This is a genomic window from Streptococcus oralis SK304 (genome assembly GCF_000287715.1).
GTDB classification, from domain to species: domain Bacteria; phylum Bacillota; class Bacilli; order Lactobacillales; family Streptococcaceae; genus Streptococcus; species Streptococcus oralis_Y.
The window spans coordinates 593,703-613,591 of the sequence record NZ_ALJN01000016.1 but is presented as its reverse complement, the minus strand read 5'-3'; the positions used below and the strand labels follow the sequence as shown (position 1 = coordinate 613,591).

The following is a 19,889-nucleotide window of genomic DNA, read 5'->3' as shown; positions in this document are numbered from 1 at the left end:
CATGCTCATTTTTTAGAGAGTCTGTGGTTGGTGAAAACAGATAGATGAAAGTGATGAAATTGGGCTGAATGTTATTAAGAATTTGAAATCATAAAAATTCGGTGAGCACACCTTACAGTGCAACTCGTTATTGCGAGAAAGAGCGATAGGGATACTCCCTATAATTGAGGTGGTACCGCGCATCGACGTCCTCACACAAGTTTTTTGTGTGAGGATTTTTTCTATGGGAGGAAAGATTATGAAATTTAGACGATGGCGTCGCTTGTTTTGAGTGAAAAGAGTATTATACAAGTGATTTAAAAGGAGAAAGAATATGAAAAATAAACGTTTGATTGGAATTATCGCTGGATTAGCTATATTGGTGGTGGCTAGCTTGATTTATTCATCAATGAACAAGCCAGTAGCTAAGGAAGAGCAAAAGGTTGCTAAGGTTGGTGTCCTTCAATTTGTTAGTCACCCATCCTTGGACTTGATTTACCAAGGGATTCAAGATGGACTAGCTGAAGAAGGCTATAAGGACGACCAAGTAAAAATAGACTTTATGAACTCTGAAGGAGATCAGAGCAAGGTTGCAACCATGAGTAAACAATTGGTGGCAAATGGAAACGATGTTGTTGTTGGGATTGCAACACCAGCAGCTCAAGGACTTGCAAGTGCTACTAAAGATCTACCTGTTATCATGGCTGCTATTACAGACCCAATCGGTGCTAACTTGGTCAAAGATTTGAAAAAACCAGGTGGCAACATCACAGGGGTATCAGACCACAACCCAGCTGAACAGCAAGTGGAATTGATTAAAACTTTGACACCAAATGTCAAAACAATCGGAGCTCTTTACTCAAGTAGCGAAGATAACTCAAAAACACAGGTAGAAGAATTCAAGGCTTATGCTGAAAAAGCAGGTTTGACAGTCGAAACCTTTGCCGTTCCTTCCACTAACGAAATTGCTTCAACAGTTAATGTCATGACAAGCAAGGTCGATGCGATTTGGGTTCCAATTGACAACACCATCGCATCAGCATTCTCAACAGTTGTTTCAAGCAACCAAACAGCTAAAAAGCCAATCTATCCAAGTGCTACTGCCATGGTAGAAGCAGGTGGATTAGCATCTGTAGTAGTTGACCAACACGATCTTGGAGTGGCTACTGGTAAAATGATTGCCAAAGTTTTGAAAGGTGAAAAACCAGCTGATACGCCAGTTAATGTCTTCTCAACTGGTAAGTCGGTTATCAATAAAAAACTAGCGCAAGAACTTGGTATCACAATCCCTGAGTCTGTTCTAAAAGAAGCAGGACAAGTGATTGAATAAAGATAAAGGAGGAGTTGGGGACATCTCCTCCCATTTTTACTAAAGAAAGAAATGAGTGAAAGATTATGATAGTATCCATTATTTCTCAGGGGATGGTCTGGGCGATTCTAGGTTTGGGAATCTTTATGACTTTTCGAATTTTGAATTTTCCAGATATGACTACTGAGGGCTCTTTTCCTCTTGGGGGAGCAGTAGCTGTAACATTGATAACACAAGGAGTCAATCCATTTTTAGCGACCTTGGCTGCAGTAGGAGCAGGCTGCCTAGCTGGTATGGCAACAGGTCTCTTATACACCAAAGGTAAAATACCAACTCTCTTATCAGGGATTTTGGTCATGACTTCTTGCCATTCTATCATGCTGATGATTATGGGACGTGCCAATCTGGGGCTTCTTGGAACCAAGCAAATTCAGGATGTCTTTCCTTTTGATTCAGATCTTAACCAACTCCTGACTGGATTAATCTTTGTAGCTCTTGTTATTGGCCTTATGCTCTTTTTCCTTGATACCAAACTAGGTCAGGCTTACATCGCTACAGGTGACAATCCCGATATGGCTCGTAGCTTTGGTATCAATACAGGACGAATGGAACTTATGGGCTTGGTTCTCTCAAATGGGATCATCGCACTTGCAGGGGCCTTAATTGCTCAACAAGAAGGATACGCAGATGTTTCTCGAGGAATTGGAGTGATTGTCGTAGGGCTTGCTAGCTTGATTATTGGTGAGGTTTTGTTCAAGAGTTTGACCTTGGCAGAGCGACTCATGACCATCGTAGTAGGGTCTATCGCTTATCAGTTCCTCGTCTGGGGAGTGATTGCTCTTGGCTTTAACACCAGCTATTTAAGACTCTACAGCGCCTTGATTTTGGCAGTTTGCCTCATGATTCCAACCTTCAAAAGCAAATACCTGAAAGGAGTCAAGTTTAGCAAATGACAGCAATTGTAGAATTAAAAAATGCTACCAAAGTCATCACGAATGGCTTTGACGAGGAAAAAATCATTCTGAATGATGTTTCTCTTGAAATTTTTGAACATGATTTCATTACCATCCTAGGTGGAAATGGAGCAGGGAAGTCAACGCTTTTTAACACTATTGCAGGTACCCTACCTTTAACAAGTGGAAGTATCCGTATCATGGGGGAGGATGTGACGCATTTTTCACCTGAGAAGCGGGCTAAGTACTTGTCTCGTGTCTTTCAGGATCCTAAAATGGGTACGGCTCCTCGTATGACGGTGGCGGAAAATCTCTTGATTGCCAAGTTTCGTGGTGAGAAGAGAGGACTCCTTCCCAGAAGGCTATCAAGTCATCGGGAAGAGTTTCAGACAACCATTGAAAAAGTGGGAAATGGTCTTGAAAAACATCTGGACACTCCGATTGAATTTCTATCAGGTGGTCAACGTCAGGCCTTGAGTCTCTTGATGGCAACCTTAAAGCGACCAGAGTTGCTCTTGTTGGATGAACACACAGCAGCTTTAGATCCAAAGACCAGTGTTGCCTTGATGGAGTTAACAGATGAATTTGTCAGCAAAGACCATCTGACTGCCCTCATGATTACCCACCATATGGAGGATGCTCTCAAGTATGGAAACCGTCTCATCGTTATGAAAGAAGGCCGTATCATCCAAGACCTCAATAAAGAAGAAAAAGCTAAGATGAAAATTTCAGACTACTATCAATTATTTGAATAGATGAGTTAAATTATTATCAAAAATAGTGAAGAAAAACTTAGAATCCTGAAAGTGTTTCTGAGTTTTTTATCTTCCTTTTCTATCCAGAAAAATATGGCAAAGAGAATTCCGGAAAGCGTATGAAATGGTTTACTTTTTTTCAGAAATAAGCTATACTAGTTAACGTAAAACTATGATAAGATGGAGGTATTGTGTATGGTTGACAAGCAAGTTATTGAAGAAATCAAAAACAATACCAACATTGTGGAAGTCATAGGCGACGTGATTTCTTTACAAAAGGCTGGACGGAACTATTTAGGGCTCTGTCCTTTTCATGGTGAGAAGACCCCTTCTTTCAACGTTGTAGAAGACAAGCAGTTTTATCACTGTTTCGGATGTGGTCGTTCAGGAGATGTTTTTAAGTTCATCGAAGAGTACCAAGGTGTGTCCTTTATGGAAGCTGTTCAGCTCTTAGGGGAGCGCGTCGGTATTCAATTATCCATGCCTGTCCAGTCTCGTCCTCAACAGGCCTCCCCTCATCAAGCTTTATATGATATGCATGAAGAAGCTGCCCGTTTTTACCATGCAATTCTCATGACGACCAAGATGGGAGAAGAAGCAAGGGCTTATCTCTACAAACGTGGATTGACGGATGATGTTCTGAAGCACTTTCAAATTGGACTGGCTCCAGCAGAGAGAACCTATCTCTACCAACGTTTATCTGACAAGTTTGAGGAAAAGGATTTATTGGATTCGGGCTTGTTTTACTTGTCAGATGGCAATCAGTTTTATGATACTTTTTTCGGACGTATCATCTTTCCTTTGACCAATGACAAGGGGCAGGTTATTGCTTTTTCAGGTCGTATCTGGGACGAAACTGATAGTCAGACTGCCAAGTACAAAAATAGTCGCTCGACTGCAATTTTTAACAAGAGTTACGAATTGTATCATTTGGACAAGGCAAAAAAGGGAACAGGGAAGATCACAGAGCTCTATCTGATGGAAGGTTTCATGGATGTAATCGCAGCCTACCGTGCTGGTATAGAAAATGCTGTAGCTTCCATGGGGACAGCCTTAAGCAAGGAGCATGTTGACCACCTCAAACGCTTTACCAAAAAAATTGTTCTCAGCTATGATGGCGACAAGGCAGGACAGGCAGCAACAGCCAAGGCTCTAGAGGAGTTAAAAGACTTCTCAGTTGAGGTTGTTCGAGTACCTGATGCCATGGACCCAGATGAGTATTTGCAAAAGAATTCTGCTGAAGACCTAGCTTACCTCTTAACAAAGACTCGGATCAGTCCTATAGAGTTCTATATACACCAGCTCAAGCCAGAAAATAGTGACAACTTGCAGGCACAAATCGAATTTATTGAAAAGATTGCGCCCCTAATCGCTAAAGAAAAGTCTATCACTGCCCAGAATTCTTATATCCACATTCTGGCTGATAATCTACCTTCTTTTGATTACCAGCAGGTGGAGCAGATTGTAAATGAAAGTCGCATTGTTCAAAGGCAGGAAAGAGTCAAAGAGGAGCAACCTCCGGCAGCGATTAGTTTACCTGTAACGCGGCAACTGACAGCAGTCATGAGAGCAGAGGCTCATCTCCTCTATAGGATGGCTGAGAATCCAGTTGTTTTGAATGACTATCGATTAAGAGAAGATTTTTTCTTTGATACCCCAGAATTTCAGATTCTTTACGAATTATTAAGTGAGCAGGGAGAAATCGGCTCAGAGGAGCTTTCTCATCAGACACCTGAAGTTGAAAATGCCTGGTACCACGTGCTTAGCCTGGATTTGCCAGCTGAGATGTCGCCTCAGGAGCTCGCGGAAGTCGAAGAAACTCGAAACCGTGCCCTCCTCAGCAAGGACAACTTACGAATTAAAAAGAAAGTGCAGGAAGCTAGTCATGTAGGAGATACAGACACAGCCTTGGAAGAATTGCAACGATTGATTTCCCAAAAGAGAAGAATGGAGTAATAATGGCAACAAAACAAAAAGAAGTAACCACATTTGATGTGCAAGTAGCAGATTTTATCCGTAACCACAAAAAAACAGGAACAGCAACAGACGACGAAATCAATTCAAGTCTGGTTATTCCTTTTACCCTGGATGCAGATGGCATTGAAGACCTTTTGCAACGGATTCAGGATGCTGGAATTTCTATCACAGATAACGAAGGAAATCCAAGTGCGCGTGTGCTTAGTGCAGAAGAAGAACCAGAACTCAGTGATGAGGACTTGATTGGCTCAACTTCAGCCAAGGTTAATGACCCTGTCCGTATGTATTTGAAGGAAATCGGGGTTGTTCCTCTCTTGACCAACGAAGAGGAAAAAGAATTGGCCCTAGCTGTTGAGGCTGGTGATATCGAGGCCAAACAACGTCTTGCCGAAGCCAACCTTCGTTTGGTGGTTTCTATCGCTAAGCGCTACGTAGGGCGTGGCATGCAGTTTCTTGACTTGATCCAAGAAGGAAACATGGGCTTGATGAAGGCTGTTGACAAGTTTGACTATTCAAAAGGATTTAAGTTTTCAACTTACGCAACTTGGTGGATTCGTCAGGCAATCACTCGTGCCATCGCTGACCAGGCTCGTACCATTCGTATCCCTGTCCACATGGTTGAAACCATTAACAAGCTTGTCCGTGAACAGCGGAATCTCCTTCAAGAATTAGGGCAAGATCCAACTCCTGAACAAATCGCTGAGCGTATGGATATGACACCTGACAAGGTCCGTGAAATCTTGAAAATCGCCCAAGAACCAGTATCACTTGAAACACCGATTGGTGAAGAGGACGATAGCCATCTTGGGGACTTTATCGAAGACGAAGTGATTGAAAATCCAGTAGACTACACAACTCGTATCGTTTTGCGCGAGCAGTTAGATGAAGTCTTGGATACTCTTACAGACCGTGAAGAAAACGTCTTGCGCTTACGTTTCGGACTAGATGATGGGAAAATGCGTACTCTTGAAGATGTTGGTAAAGTCTTTAACGTAACTCGTGAACGTATCCGTCAGATTGAAGCCAAGGCTTTGAGAAAATTGCGTCAACCAAGTCGCAGCAAACCACTTCGTGATTTTATTGAAGACTAAGAGTGAGGAATAACATGGCTTATACAGAAGAACAAATTGAAACGATCAAAACACGCATTTTAAATGCCTTGGAAGAGGTCATCGACCCTGAGTTGGGGATTGATATTGTCAACCTAGGTTTGATTTACGAGATTCGTTTTGATGGTGAAACAGGTCACACGGAAATTGATATGACCTTGACAACTATGGGTTGCCCACTGGCTGACCTCTTAACAGACCAGATACACGATGCGATGACAGAGGTGCCTGAGGTAACCAATATCGAAGTCAAATTGGTCTGGTATCCAGCCTGGACGGTTGAAAAAATGAGTCGCTATGCGCGTATCGCCCTAGGAATTAAGTAATCGATTGGAAAATTACGAGAGACGATTGGAAAAGAGAGGGGCTCCTCCATTTTCCTCTGGTCTCTTCTTTCTTTTACTGATTTTCTTGAAATAAAATGGTATAATGAGTAATATGGAAAACAAAAAATTGCGTATTAATATGCTAAGTTCAAGTGAAAAAGTGGCTGGTCAAGGAGTGTCAGGAGCCTACCGTGAATTGGTGAGTCTCCTTCATCGTGATGCCAAAGATCAGTTGATTGTTACGGAGAATCTTCCTGTAGAGGCAGACGTAACCCACTTTCACACCATTGATTTCCCTTATTATTTATCCACATTTCAAAAGAAACGCTCTGGGAGAAAAGTTGGCTATGTGCATTTCTTGCCTGAGACACTCGAAGGGAGTTTGAAAATTCCATTTTTCCTAAAAGGAATTGTCAAACGCTATGTTTTTTCCTTTTACAATCGGATGGAACACTTGGTGGTGGTCAATCCCATGTTTATAGAGGATCTAGTTGCTGCGGGTATTCCACGAGAAAAAATAACTTATATTCCCAATTTTGTAAACAAAGAAAAATGGCATCCATTACCAGCTGAACAAGTTGCACAACTTCGTGAAGAAATGGATCTCGCAAAAGATCAGTTTGTCGTGGTTGGTGCGGGCCAGGTTCAGAAACGAAAAGGGATAGATGATTTTATCCGTCTTGCTGAAGAATTGCCAGAAATTACCTTTATCTGGGCTGGTGGTTTTTCATTTGGTGGAATAACAGATGGTTATGAACGCTATAAGAAGATTATGGACAATCCACCTAAAAATCTAATTTTCCCAGGTATTGTGTCACCGGAGAGGATGCGGGAACTGTATGCTTTAGCTGATTTGTTCTTACTACCTAGCTATAATGAACTATTCCCTATGACCATCTTAGAGGCAGCTAGTTGCGAGGCTCCTATTATGTTAAGGGATTTGGACCTGTATAAGGTCATTCTTGAGGGAGATTATCGTGCTACAAGTGATGTCTCTGAGATGAGAGAAGCAATCCTAGAATATAAAGAAAATCCTGAAGCGTTGAAAGAATTGAAAGAAAAAGCTAAAAGGATATCCAAGCAGTATTCAGAAGAGCGTTTACTGGGAATTTGGTTAAAATTTTATCGGGAACAGGCTGCTCTAGGTAAAAAGTGAGGTAATCTATGCGAATTGGTTTATTTACAGACACCTATTTTCCTCAGGTTTCCGGGGTTGCGACCAGTATTCGAACCTTGAAGACAGAGCTTGAGAAGCAAGGCCATGCAGTTTTTATCTTTACAACAACAGATAAAGATGTGAACCGCTACGAGGATTGGCAAATTATTCGAATTCCAAGTGTCCCTTTCTTTGCATTTAAAGATCGACGATTTGCCTATAGAGGTTTTACAAAGGCACTTGAAATCGCCAAGCAGTATCAACTCGATATCATTCATACCCAGACAGAATTTTCACTTGGATTATTAGGGATTTGGATTGCACGAGAATTGAGAATTCCTGTTATCCATACTTACCATACCCAGTACGAAGACTATGTGCATTATATTGCTAAGGGAATGTTGATTCGTCCAAGTATGGTAAAATATTTGGTACGTGGTTTCCTTCGTGATGTAGATGGAGTAATCTGTCCTAGCGAGATTGTCCGGGACCTTTTATCTAAATACAAAGTGAAGGTTGAAAAACGTGTCATTCCAACCGGAATTGAGCTAGCTAAGTTTGAACGACCTGAGATTAAAGAGGAAAACTTGCAAGAACTTCGTTCGAAGTTAGGTATTCAGGAAGACGAGAAAATGCTACTGAGCCTTTCGCGTATTTCTTACGAGAAGAATATCCAAGCAGTTCTAGATGCTTTTGCTGAAGTATTGAAAGAAGAAGATAAAGTAAAGCTGGTCGTTGCTGGAGATGGTCCTTATCTGGACAGTCTGAAAGAGCAAGTAGTGAAATTAAACCTGCAAAAACATGTGATTTTTACAGGGATGATTGCTCCAAGTGAGACAGCTTTATACTATAAGGCTGCAGATTTCTTCATCTCTGCCTCTACTAGTGAAACCCAAGGATTAACTTATCTAGAGAGTTTAGCCAGTGGAACACCCGTCATTGCTCATGGCAATCCTTATCTTGATAACCTGATCAGTGACAAAATGTTTGGAACCCTCTACTATGGAGAACAGGAGTTAGCAGGGGCCATCCTTGAAGCCTTAATCGCTACTCCGGATATATCTGAACAAAAGTTGGCGGATAAGTTGTACGAAATTTCGGCTGAAAACTTTGGAAAACGAGTACATGAGTTTTATCTTGATGCCATTATCTCAAATAACTTTGAACATGAATTACATGATGGAAAACCTGTCAGTCAGCGCTTCTTGAAAACGATTTTATATCTACCCCAACAGGCTGTTACAAGTCCAGTAAAAGAGTCTAAGCGTATTTTGCGGGCTTCTCGGAAGCAATTATCCAGCATCAGAGATTATTGGAAAGATGAATTCAAATAATAGAATAAGAGGAAAATATTATGAAAAAATTAATGCGAAGTGGAAAAAATCAAATAATTGGTGGAGTCTGTGCCGGTGTTGCCAACTATTTTGATATTGATCCGACAATTGTCCGAGTGATTTGGGGAGTTCTAGCCTTTTGTTATGGAGCAGGGGTTCTTGCTTACTTGATTTTGTGGGCAATTGCGCCTGTTTCTACAGAATATTAAATTAAAATTATAGAGTGAAAAGGAGAAACTATGGCTTTTGGAGATAATGGTAACCGTAAAAAAACAATGTTTGAAAAGGTGACACTTGTTGTCGTGCTCATCATGTTGTTTGTGACCCTTGCTGGTATCTTTGCAACGGCGCTTGGAGCTTTTAGCAGATTCTAAGCAAGTTGTTTAGACAGAAACAATGACTAATGACTGGGATTTCCCAGCCTTTTTAAAGTGAGAAGAAAATATGAGTATGTTTTTAGATACAGCCAAGATTAAGGTCAAGGCTGGTAATGGTGGCGATGGCATGGTTGCCTTTCGCCGTGAAAAATATGTCCCTAATGGAGGTCCTTGGGGTGGTGATGGTGGACGTGGAGGTAACGTTGTTTTCGTGGTAGACGAAGGCTTGCGTACCTTGATGGATTTCCGCTATAACCGTCATTTCAAGGCTGATTCCGGTGAAAAAGGGATGACCAAAGGAATGCACGGTCGTGGGGCAGAAGATCTTCGTGTTCGGGTACCCCAAGGGACTACTGTACGTGATACGGAAACAGGAAAAGTCATTACAGACTTGATTGAACATGGTCAAGAATTTATCGTGGCTCATGGCGGTCGTGGCGGTCGTGGGAATATCCGTTTTGCCACTCCAAAAAATCCTGCACCTGAAATCTCTGAGAATGGAGAACCAGGTCAAGAACGTGAGTTGCAACTGGAATTGAAAATCTTAGCAGATGTTGGCTTGGTCGGTTTCCCATCTGTCGGCAAGTCAACTTTGCTTAGTGTCATCACTTCAGCTAAGCCAAAAATCGGTGCTTACCACTTTACGACTATTGTTCCTAATTTGGGCATGGTTCGTACTCAGTCAGGTGAATCTTTTGCAGTAGCAGATCTTCCAGGTTTGATTGAAGGTGCCAGTCAAGGTGTTGGTCTTGGAACCCAGTTTCTCCGTCATATCGAACGCACTCGAGTTATCCTCCATGTCATTGATATGTCAGCTAGTGAAGGACGTGATCCTTACGAGGACTACCTTGCTATCAATAAGGAATTAGAATCCTACAACCTTCGTCTCATGGAACGTCCACAGATTATCGTAGCCAACAAGATGGATATGCCTGGAAGTCAGGAAAATCTGAAAACTTTCAAGGAAAAGTTGGCAGCAAACTACGACGAGTTTGAGGAACTTCCAGCCATCTTCCCAATTTCTGGTCTGACCAAGCAAGGCTTGGCAACTCTTTTGGACGCGACAGCTGAATTGTTAGACAAGACTCCAGAATTCCCAATCTATGATGAATCCGATATGGAAGAAGAGGCGTACTACGGTTTTGACGAGGAAGAAAAAGCCTTTGAGATTAGTCGTGATGATGATGCGACATGGGTACTTTCTGGTGAAAAACTCATGAAACTCTTTAACATGACCAACTTTGACCGTGACGAATCAGTCATGAAGTTTGCCCGTCAGCTTCGTGGTATGGGGGTTGACGAAGCCCTTCGTGCACGTGGTGCCAAAGATGGCGACTTGGTCCGCATCGATAAATTTGAATTTGAATTTGTAGACTAGGAGATTGATATGGGAGATAAACCGATATCATTCCGAGATGCAGATGGAAATTTTGTTTCTGCAGCAGATGTATGGAATGAAAAGAAACTAGAAGAATTGTTTAATCGTCTCAACCCTAAACGTGCCCTTCGATTAGCACGTACAAAGAAAGAAGATACACAGTCAAAGAAATAAAAAATTCCCGTGATTTTTAATCACGGGATTTGTTTTATTCACTAAAGAAAAATGGTGGTGCGTATTTTTTAAGACTTTCAAAACAAGCTTGCGCTTTTGTAGCATCTTCACAGATAATCATGCAGACATCGTCTCCACAAAGGGTTGCAATGACATCTGGAAAGTCCAAAGAATCAATTACAGATCCAAACGATTGGGCTAAACCGGGTAGAGTTTTCAAAATAACCTGGTGTTGCACAGGACGCAACATAATAAGAGCATCTTCCATATAATTTTCAAGACGTTTTTCCCATTTGGAGATAGACCCTGTATTTAGCACATAGTAAGAATGATCTTCTTCGCGAACTTTTGAGAGGTTCATGGTTTTGATATCGCGTGATAAGGTGGCTTGTGTAACTTGGATATCATTTTCCGCTAACAAGGCTTGTAATTCAGCTTGAGTATGGATTTTGTTTTTTGAAACGAGGGCGCGGATAAGTTGGTGTCTGTGTTCAGATTTGTTCATAAGTGTTAATAGCTCCTTTTATGAGGGAATAGTGATAGTAGACTGTGCTAAATCAACAGTCAAGTGATAGTCTGTATTATCTCGAATTGTAATCTCAAAGTCTGTTGTGTAGAGCACTAAGCGGAGAATGTCTCCTTCTTTAAGTTTGTAAATAGTTGGTTGAAGCTCTAGCTTGAAGTCCATCCATTCATTTGGTTGGATTTCTTCGATTGTCAAGAGATCATCTCGGTTTTGAAGATTGAGGTAGGCTTTAGTGATGACACGTTGAGCACTTGGATTGAATGGCAGTTCACAGAGATTTTCTAACATGTGGTAACGACCATTGTCAATTGTTCGGACTGATTGAACTGCTGGATAGGGTTGAAGGTACTTCTGTTGTCCTAGTTGGAGGAGTTGAGCAGACAATAAGCCCTTGTTTGTATTTGATTTGACACGAAGTTTCAGCTCCACTCGCCCATTTAAGTGAATGTCTTGACTTACTGGAAGGTCAATGGTGATTTGATTGGCTTTTCCTTGGTAAAGTTCTGTGTTGAAGGTTTGGTAAGTCTTGCCATACCGCTCAAAATCTTTTTGATCATACTGGTTTTGAATCACTTTTTCTTCAGTTCCAAGTGGGAAAGTATGCAGTTTATTCTGCTTGCCAAAGTCATCAAGTCTCTGCCATGTTTGCGGTGCAGTATTGTCCTGCCAGATGACAGTAGGGAGTTGATAGCTTGAGTCAAGTCCTAACAATTTCTTACTTAACAAGGCATTCATGGACTCGCGGAAGTCAATTGACTGCCAGTTGTTCACATAGATATGGGCACCATGATGGAAAAAGAGGTGCTTATTGATATGAGTTGGAAGAGCATGAAACATCTGGTAAACATGAAGAGGTTTGACGTTCCAATCCTGGGAACCATGTGTAAAGACGACCTCAGCTTGAACCTTATGAGCATTGAGCAGATAGTTGCGGTCATGCCAAAACTGATTGTAGTCACCAGTCTTGCGATCTAATTGTTCTTTTACCTTCTCTAAGTCTGCCTGATGAGCTCCATTACCACGAATATAATCACCAGCTAGGAGATTACGGGAGTAGGTCAATTCAGCAAGTGAGTCAAAATCCTCACCTGGATAACCACCTGGGCTAGTCACCAAACCATTTTCCCGATAGTAGTTGTACCATGAGGAAATACCTGCTTCTGCGATGATCACTTCTAAGCCATCAACACCAGTGGTCGCAAGTCCATTGGACATGGTCCCTAGATAGGAAATTCCTGTTGTTGCGACTTTGCCGTTTGACCAGTCAGCCTTGACTTGACGTTTGCGTGTGTGATCCGTGAAAGCACGGCAACGACCATTAAGCCAGTCAATCACGTTTTTATATGCTTCAATTTGATGGTAGTCCCCATTAGTCATGAGACCTTGGGAATCCCTGGTACCAACACCCGATACATAGAGATTGGCAAATCCTCGTGGGAGGAAGTAGTCATTGAGGGTGTATGAGCTATTGATATGAGCTAACTTTTCTTCAGCTTCAGAGACGAGTTCAGCTTGGCCGAGAGGCTCGACTAAATTCAGCTTAGGCTCCTCCTCAAGCTCAATGGTGTGGGCAGGTTTGACCTCAAGTTCTCCTTCCATTTTGTAGAGAGCTTTATCGCTAGCTTTGACGTTGGTCCCTTGGTGATAAGGGCTGGCAGTCATAAGAGCAGGTACTTGACCATCATAACGCGGGCGAATAATGCTGACCTTGACTAAGTCAGGGAGACTGTCTTTATCAGTATCCACACGACTCTCGACATACACGACTTCACGAATGACATCACGAGTAGAGAAGGTTGCCAAGCTCTTACCGTTAAAGTAGTGGTAGTGATTGTCTTCTAAAATGAGTCCGTCACTAACAAGTTGGTCGATGAGCGTATTTCCTTTTTTAGTTCGTGTATTGAGCAATTGATAAAGATTTTCGATGAGATCTCCATAAACAATAGGAAATCCAGTTTCTTTACGGAATTGTTCGGCGTCCTCAAAGTCAACAAGATAGTTAAACCCTAAAAGTTGAAAAACTACCGTGTAGAAAACATCAGCAGTTAAATCACGCTCTGATTGGAAAAAAGTTAATAGATCTGTTTCGTTATCCGCGGCCAAAGTGGATAAGGCATAATCAGTGTTAGAATAAGTGAAAAAACTCCAACGGATGAAGTCTTCAAATTGCTTTTTTAAGGGCAGTTGAGGTGACAATTCCAGACCAAGACTTGCTAGTTCATCTAATTGTTGAGAACTAGTGGTCGGAAGATAGCTAAATTGATTAAAACGCATGGTTCTCTCCTTTGAAAACAGACTGAATTTATTATATCAAAAAATAAGGAAAAATGGAATAAATAAACTTTAATGCAAGAAATTTCGTGAAGCGGAATACCTATTTAGTAAGTTATTATAAAATGATGAATAAATACTATAATAAAAAGCCCTTTCTTAGAATTTTTTATATGTGAAATTGCATATAGAGTCTGACTTTATTATACTTTACTTAGTATAAAAATGTCTAAAATGATATTCAAATCCATCTTATAATATTAAAAATTAAAGGGAAGAAAGACGGAGAGGTTGTAAATGCTGATGTTGAAAAGAAAGCATCCGAGTTGCTTCAATATCCAACTTAAAATGGTATAATAGTAGTAAAACGAAAGCAAGGAGGAGAAGAAATGATTGTGCAGCTCGACACCAAGACTGTTTACAGTTTTATGGAAAGTGTGGTTTCGATTGAAAAATATGTACAAACAGCTAAAGAGTATGGCTATTCTCACCTTGCTATTATGGATGTGGATAATCTCTATGGAGCCTATCATTTTCTAGAAGTGACTCGTAAGTATGGCATCCAACCTTTAATTGGTCTTGAAATGACCTTGATCAAAGATGAGGAGAATATTTCTCTTCGTTTTCTAGCCCTATCCACTAAAGGCTATCAAGAGTTGATGAAGTTATCCACTTTAAAAATGACTGGACGGAAAAATTGGTCTGACTTCACCTCCCACCTCGAAGATGTGGCCATTATTGTTCCCTATTTTAATGGGGTCGAACAACTGGATTTGGGGCATGATTATTTTATCGGTGCCAGTCCAGATACTCCTCAAGAAGTCTTTACCAGACCGATTCTTCCACTCTATCAAGTCAATTCTTTTGAAAAAGAAGACCTACAAGTTTTGCAAATCTTGTCGGCAGTCAAGGACAATGTCAGTCTTAGGGAAGTGGATCTGCATTCACAACAAGGGATTTTTTTACCTGCCTCAGATTTAGAAGCTCGGTTTAAAAATCGCTTCTCTCAGGCATTTGCCACTCTTCAAGGTTTGATAGAGAATGTTAGCTACCAACTTGATCCAAGTTTAAAACTTCCTCGCTTTAATCCTGAAAGACCAGCGGTCGAAGAACTTAGAGAGAGAGCTGAGCAAGGCTTGAGTGACAAGGGGCTAACCTCAGCTATTTATCATGAGCGACTGAACGAGGAATTGGCTGTGATTCATGATATGGGCTTTGATGACTATTTTCTAGTTGTTTGGGATTTGTTGCGTTTTGGACGTTCCCAAGGCTACTATATGGGAATGGGGCGTGGGTCTGCTGTTGGTAGTCTGGTGGCTTACTCACTTGACATTACAGGAATTGATCCGGTTGAAAAGAACTTGATTTTCGAGCGCTTTTTAAATCGTGAGCGCTATACCATGCCCGATATCGATATCGATATCCCTGACCTTTATAGACCAGAGTTCATTCGTTACGTTCGTGATCGCTATGGCAGTCAACACGTGGCACAGATTGTCACTTATTCGACCTTTGGAGCAAAACAAGCGATTCGTGATGTTTTCAAACGCTATGGCGTTCCAGAGTACGAATTAACAAATATTACGAAAAAAATCAGTTTCCGAGATACGCTAACGACGGCCTATGAAAAGAATTTGCAATTTAGGCAGGTCATCAATAGCAAGATTGAATACCAAAAAGCTTTTGAGATTGCTCGAAAGATTGAAGGATATCCTCGTCAGACCTCTATCCATGCGGCAGGAGTCGTTATGAGTGACCAAGATTTGACGGACTATATTCCTCTAAAATACGGTGAGGACATGCTAATCACCCAATATGATGCACATGCAGTTGAAGCAAATGGCCTTCTAAAAATGGATTTCCTAGGTCTGCGTAACTTAACTTTTGTCCAAAAAATGCAGGAATTACTAGCTGAGTCAGAAGGTATTCATTTGAAAATCGAAGAGATTGATTTGGAAGACAAAGAAACTCTGGCCCTTTTTGCTTCTGGAAATACCAAGGGGATTTTCCAATTTGAACAACCTGGTGCCATTCGACTGTTAAAACGGGTGAAACCACAAGTCTTCGAAGAAGTGGTAGCAACGACATCTCTCAACAGACCAGGGGCTAGTGATTATATTGATAATTTTGTGGCTCGCAAGCATGGTAAAGAAAAGGTGACGGTGCTGGATCCCGCATTGGAGGACATCCTATCATCAACCTACGGTATCATGCTCTATCAAGAGCAAGTCATGCAGGTAGCTCAGCGCTTTGGAGGATTCAGTCTTGGTAAAGCTGACATTCTCAGACGTGCCATGGGTAAGAAAAATGCTAAAGAGATGCATTTAATGAAGGAAGATTTTATCTCGGGTGCAGTAAAACTTGGGCATTCAGAAGAGAAAGCCAATCAAGTTTTTGCAGTGATGGAAAAGTTTGCAGGCTATGGATTTAATAGATCCCACGCCTATGCCTACTCAGCCCTGGCTTTCCAGCTTGCTTATTTCAAGACGCACTATCCTGCTATTTTCTTTCAAGTTATGTTGAATTATTCAAGCGGTGATTACATTGTGGATGCTCTGCAGATGGGATTTGAAGTAGCGTCTTTAGCCATCAACAGCATTCCCTATCATGATAAAATTACCCAGAAAACAATCTATCTTGGTTTGAAAGCTATTAAGGGGGTGCCGAGAGATTTTTCCTATTGGATCATTGAAAATCGTCCCTTCTCAAGCATTGAGGATTTCGTCACACGTCTTCCTAAGAATTACAAGAAACTGTCACTTTTGTCTCCTCTGGTTGAACTGGGGCTCTTTGATGACTTTGACAAGAACCGCCAGAAAATCCTAGTGAACCTACCAAACCTATTTGTCTTTGTTGAAGAGTTGGGAGGACTCTTTGCGGATGCAAACTATAGTTGGACGGAGGCTGATGATTTTACAGAAGCAGAGAAATTTTACAAGGAGCAGGAACTGATCGGGGTTGGTATCAGTGCCCATCCTATCCAAACACTTGCCAAACAAGCCCTTTATCCAACGACACCCATTGCTACTCTCACTGAGGGGAGTCAAGCAACTCTTCTAGTTGAAGTGCAAAAACTAAAGGTGATTCGAACCAAGAAGGGCGAGAATATGGCCTTTCTACAGGTTCATGATAGTAAGTCTCGGATGGATGTGACTGTATTTTCGGATCAGTATCGAAAATTCGCCTCTATCCTATCTGAAGGGAAATTTTACTATATCAACGGGAAGATTCAATCTCGAGATGGTCGTTTGCAAATGATTGCACAAGATTTGAAAGAAGCAGTAGCAGAACGATTCTGGATTCAAGTTAAAAATCATGAATACGATAAAGAGATTTCAAGTATCCTGGAACAATATAAAGGCCCAATTCCTGTCATTATCAGGTATGAAGAGGAACAGAAAACGATTGTTTCCACACAATATTTTGTAAGAAAAGATTCTACTCTACAAGAAAAATTAAAGGAAATCACCATGAAAACGATTTATCGCTAAAAATACAAAAAATAGAAGAATTTTCGATTTAAATGTGGTATAATCAATAAGAATGTTAAAAGAAAAAGGAGCAAAACCAAATGAAACGTATTGCTGTTTTGACTAGCGGTGGAGACGCCCCTGGTATGAACGCTGCCATCCGTGCAGTAGTTCGCCAAGCAATCTCAGAAGGAATGGAAGTCTTTGGTATCTATGATGGATACGCAGGGATGGTTGCCGGCGAAATTTATCCACTTGATGCTGCTTCAGTTGGAGACATCATTTCACGTGGTGGTACTTTCCTTCACTCTGCTCGTTACCCTGAGTTTGCACAACTTGAAGGTCAACTTAAAGGGATTGAGCAGTTGAAAAAACACGGTATCGAAGGAGTCGTAGTTATCGGTGGAGACGGTTCTTATCATGGAGCTATGCGCTTGACTGAGCATGGATTCCCTGCTATCGGACTTCCAGGTACAATTGATAACGATATCGTAGGTACTGACTTCACAATCGGATTTGATACTGCAGTTACTACTGCAATGGATGCGATCGATAAGATTCGTGATACATCATCAAGTCACCGTCGTACTTTCGTTGTTGAAGTAATGGGACGTAATGCTGGTGATATCGCTCTTTGGGCAGGTATCGCAACTGGTGCTGACGAAATCATCATCCCTGAAGAAGGCTTCAAGATGGAAGAAATCGTAGCAAGCATCAAAGCTGGTTATGAACACGGTAAGAAACACAACATCATCGTTTTGGCAGAAGGTGTTATGTCAGCAGCTGAATTTGGTCAAAAACTAAAAGAAGCTGGAGATACAAGCGACCTTCGTGTAACAGAACTTGGTCACATCCAACGTGGAGGATCACCAACCGCTCGTGACCGTGTATTGGCATCACGCATGGGTGCACACGCTGTTAAACTTCTTAAAGAAGGAATCGGTGGTGTCGCTGTTGGTATCCGAAACGAAAAAATGGTTGAGAATCCAATTCTTGGTACAGCAGAAGAAGGAGCTTTGTTTAGCCTAACAGCTGATGGCAAGATTGTTGTTAACAACCCTCATAAAGCTGATCTTGAACTTTCTGCTTTGAACAAGAGCTTGTCTTAATCAACTTTCATTAATTTGGTAACATGACCATAAAAGGTCGAATTATATAAAGGAGTCACAAAATCATGAATAAACGTGTAAAAATCGTTGCAACTTTGGGTCCTGCGGTAGAAATCCGTGGTGGTAAAAAATTCGGTGATGACGGATACTGGGGAGAAAAACTTGATGTTGAAGCTTCAGCTCAAAATATTGCAAAATTGATTGAAGCTGGTGCAAATACTTTCCGTTTCAACTTCTCACACGGTGACCACCAAGAACAAGGTGAGCGTATGGCAACTGTTAAACTTGCTGAAAAAATTGCAGGTAAAAAAGTTGGTTTCCTTCTTGATACTAAAGGACCTGAAATCCGTACTGAATTATTTGAAGGTGACGCAAAAGAGTACTCTTACAAAACTGGTGAAAAAATCCGTGTTGCAACTAAACAAGGAATCAAATCAACTCGCGATGTGATTGCTTTAAACGTTGCTGGTGCTCTTGACATCTATGATGATGTTGCAATTGGAAAACAAGTGCTTGTTGATGATGGAAAACTTGGACTTCGTGTAATTGGCAAGGATGATTCAACACGTGAGTTTGAAGTGGAAGTGGAAAATGATGGCATCATTGCTAAACAAAAAGGTGTTAATATTCCTAACACTAAGATTCCATTCCCAGCTCTTGCTGAACGTGATAATGATGATATTCGCTTTGGCCTTGAACAAGGTATTAACTTCATCGCAATTTCATTCGTCCGTACTGCAAAAGACGTAAACGAAGTTCGTGCGATCTGTGAAGAAACTGGTAATGGTCACGTTCAATTGTTCGCTAAAATCGAAAACCAACAAGGTATCGACAACTTGGATGAAATCATTGAAGCTGCTGACGGTATCATGATTGCTCGTGGTGACATGGGTATCGAAGTACCATTCGAAATGGTCCCAGTTTACCAAAAAATGATCATCACAAAAGTAAATGCAGCTGGTAAAGTCGCTATCACAGCAACAAACATGCTTGAAACAATGACTGAAAAACCACGTGCGACTCGTTCAGAAGTATCAGACGTATTTAACGCTGTTATCGACGGAACTGACGCTACAATGCTTTCAGGTGAGTCTGCAAATGGTAAATATCCACTTGAGTCAGTTACTACGATGGCAACTATTGACAAAAATGCTCAGACTCTTTTAAAAGAATACGGTCGCTTGTCATCTGTTAACTTGTCACGTAATTCTAAGACTGAGGTTATGGCTTCAGCTGTTAAGGATGCGACAAACTCTATGAATATCAAGTTGGTGGTTACTCTTACTAAGACAGGTCACACTGCTCGTTTAATTTCTAAATACCGTCCAGATGCTGATATCTTGGCAATCACTTTCGATGAATTGACTCAGCGTGGTTTGATGCTTAACTGGGGAGTTATTCCAGTAACAACTGATCGCCCATCAAACACTGATGATATGTTTGATCTCGCTGAAAGAATTGCAGTTGAGCAAGGTTTGGTAGAATCTGGTGATGATATTGTTATCGTTGCAGGTGTACCGCTTGGAGAAGCTGTCCGTACAAACACAATGCGTATCCGTACAGTACGTTAATCTAACATTACAAAGCCTGTCATATCAAGCTTTATCGCTTGTGTGATAGGCTTTTTTTATTGAAATGGAATGTTTAATCAATAGGAATGGGAAAAAAATGAAAATTATGGTATAA

17 protein-coding genes and 1 other annotated feature (1 of these 18 only partly in view) are annotated in these 19,889 nt (G+C 41.2%); of the genes, 15 read left to right on the top strand and 2 right to left on the bottom strand.

Annotated features, from left to right (window positions below; translation table 11 throughout):
* Window positions 1-196 (top strand) — a binding site (T-box leader) (it extends 20 nt beyond the left edge of the window).
* A 117-nt stretch (window positions 197-313) separates the two neighbouring features.
* The 12 genes from trpX (at window position 314) to HMPREF1125_RS09800 (ending at window position 10,827) form a co-directional block, all read left to right on the top strand.
* Window positions 314-1,309 (top strand): tryptophan ABC transporter substrate-binding protein, encoded by a 996-nt coding sequence (gene trpX, locus HMPREF1125_RS09855; protein ID WP_000792172.1) that lies wholly within the window; start codon window positions 314-316, stop codon window positions 1,307-1,309.
* A 65-nt stretch (window positions 1,310-1,374) separates the two neighbouring features.
* Window positions 1,375-2,241: an ABC transporter permease gene (locus HMPREF1125_RS09850; RefSeq protein WP_000637249.1), complete on the top strand. Its 867-nt coding sequence runs from the start codon at window positions 1,375-1,377 to the stop codon at window positions 2,239-2,241.
* Window positions 2,238-2,996, top strand: coding sequence for an ABC transporter ATP-binding protein (locus HMPREF1125_RS09845; RefSeq protein WP_000125426.1), 759 nt, complete (start codon window positions 2,238-2,240; stop codon window positions 2,994-2,996). The genes HMPREF1125_RS09850 and HMPREF1125_RS09845 overlap by 4 nt, the downstream gene beginning before the upstream one ends.
* A gap of 195 nt (window positions 2,997-3,191) precedes the next feature.
* Window positions 3,192-4,952: a DNA primase gene (dnaG, locus tag HMPREF1125_RS09840; RefSeq protein WP_000227918.1), complete on the top strand. Its 1,761-nt coding sequence runs from the start codon at window positions 3,192-3,194 to the stop codon at window positions 4,950-4,952.
* Window positions 4,953-4,954: 2 nt separating this feature from the next.
* Entirely contained in the window at window positions 4,955-6,064 is a 1,110-nt protein-coding gene (gene rpoD, locus HMPREF1125_RS09835; protein ID WP_000201892.1) for an RNA polymerase sigma factor RpoD, read from the top strand.
* 14 nt (window positions 6,065-6,078) lie between these two features.
* Window positions 6,079-6,408: a metal-sulfur cluster assembly factor gene (locus HMPREF1125_RS09830; RefSeq protein ID WP_000331931.1), complete on the top strand. Its 330-nt coding sequence runs from the start codon at window positions 6,079-6,081 to the stop codon at window positions 6,406-6,408.
* Between the two features lie 112 nt (window positions 6,409-6,520).
* Window positions 6,521-7,564, top strand: coding sequence for a glycosyltransferase family 4 protein (locus tag HMPREF1125_RS09825; RefSeq protein ID WP_000428259.1), 1,044 nt, complete (start codon window positions 6,521-6,523; stop codon window positions 7,562-7,564).
* Window positions 7,565-7,572: 8 nt separating this feature from the next.
* Complete coding sequence (locus HMPREF1125_RS09820; RefSeq protein ID WP_001219469.1) at window positions 7,573-8,898, top strand: glycosyltransferase family 4 protein; 1,326 nt, start codon at window positions 7,573-7,575, stop codon at window positions 8,896-8,898.
* A 17-nt stretch (window positions 8,899-8,915) separates the two neighbouring features.
* A complete protein-coding gene (locus tag HMPREF1125_RS09815) occupies window positions 8,916-9,107 on the top strand; it encodes a PspC domain-containing protein (RefSeq protein ID WP_080585613.1) in 192 nt (63 codons plus the stop codon).
* 30 nt (window positions 9,108-9,137) lie between these two features.
* Window positions 9,138-9,272, top strand: a complete 135-nt coding sequence (locus HMPREF1125_RS09810) for a DUF4044 domain-containing protein (RefSeq protein WP_000863864.1) — start codon at window positions 9,138-9,140, stop codon at window positions 9,270-9,272.
* A gap of 70 nt (window positions 9,273-9,342) precedes the next feature.
* Entirely contained in the window at window positions 9,343-10,653 is a 1,311-nt protein-coding gene (gene obgE, locus HMPREF1125_RS09805) for a GTPase ObgE (RefSeq protein WP_033630737.1), read from the top strand.
* Window positions 10,654-10,662: 9 nt separating this feature from the next.
* Window positions 10,663-10,827, top strand: coding sequence for a hypothetical protein (locus HMPREF1125_RS09800; protein WP_000502576.1), 165 nt, complete (start codon window positions 10,663-10,665; stop codon window positions 10,825-10,827).
* A gap of 34 nt (window positions 10,828-10,861) precedes the next feature.
* Here HMPREF1125_RS09800 and HMPREF1125_RS09795 read toward each other — a convergent pair whose 3' ends face one another.
* Entirely contained in the window at window positions 10,862-11,332 is a 471-nt protein-coding gene (locus HMPREF1125_RS09795) for an arginine repressor (RefSeq protein ID WP_001043013.1), read from the bottom strand.
* 18 nt (window positions 11,333-11,350) lie between these two features.
* Window positions 11,351-13,627, bottom strand: coding sequence for a Xaa-Pro dipeptidyl-peptidase (locus HMPREF1125_RS09790; RefSeq protein WP_001212002.1), 2,277 nt, complete (start codon window positions 13,625-13,627; stop codon window positions 11,351-11,353).
* Between the two features lie 386 nt (window positions 13,628-14,013).
* On the opposite strand from HMPREF1125_RS09790, the gene HMPREF1125_RS09785 reads away from it, so the two are divergent.
* The 3 genes from HMPREF1125_RS09785 (at window position 14,014) to pyk (ending at window position 19,774) form a co-directional block, all read left to right on the top strand.
* Window positions 14,014-17,115, top strand: coding sequence for a DNA polymerase III subunit alpha (locus tag HMPREF1125_RS09785; RefSeq protein ID WP_000636963.1), 3,102 nt, complete (start codon window positions 14,014-14,016; stop codon window positions 17,113-17,115).
* A gap of 80 nt (window positions 17,116-17,195) precedes the next feature.
* The gene (gene pfkA, locus HMPREF1125_RS09780) at window positions 17,196-18,203 is read left to right on the top strand and encodes a 6-phosphofructokinase (protein WP_000820883.1); all 1,008 of its coding nucleotides are present in this window, start codon (window positions 17,196-17,198) and stop codon (window positions 18,201-18,203) included.
* Between the two features lie 65 nt (window positions 18,204-18,268).
* Window positions 18,269-19,774, top strand: a complete 1,506-nt coding sequence (gene pyk, locus HMPREF1125_RS09775; RefSeq protein WP_001042800.1) for a pyruvate kinase — start codon at window positions 18,269-18,271, stop codon at window positions 19,772-19,774.
* Window positions 19,775-19,889: the final 115 nt, after the last annotated feature.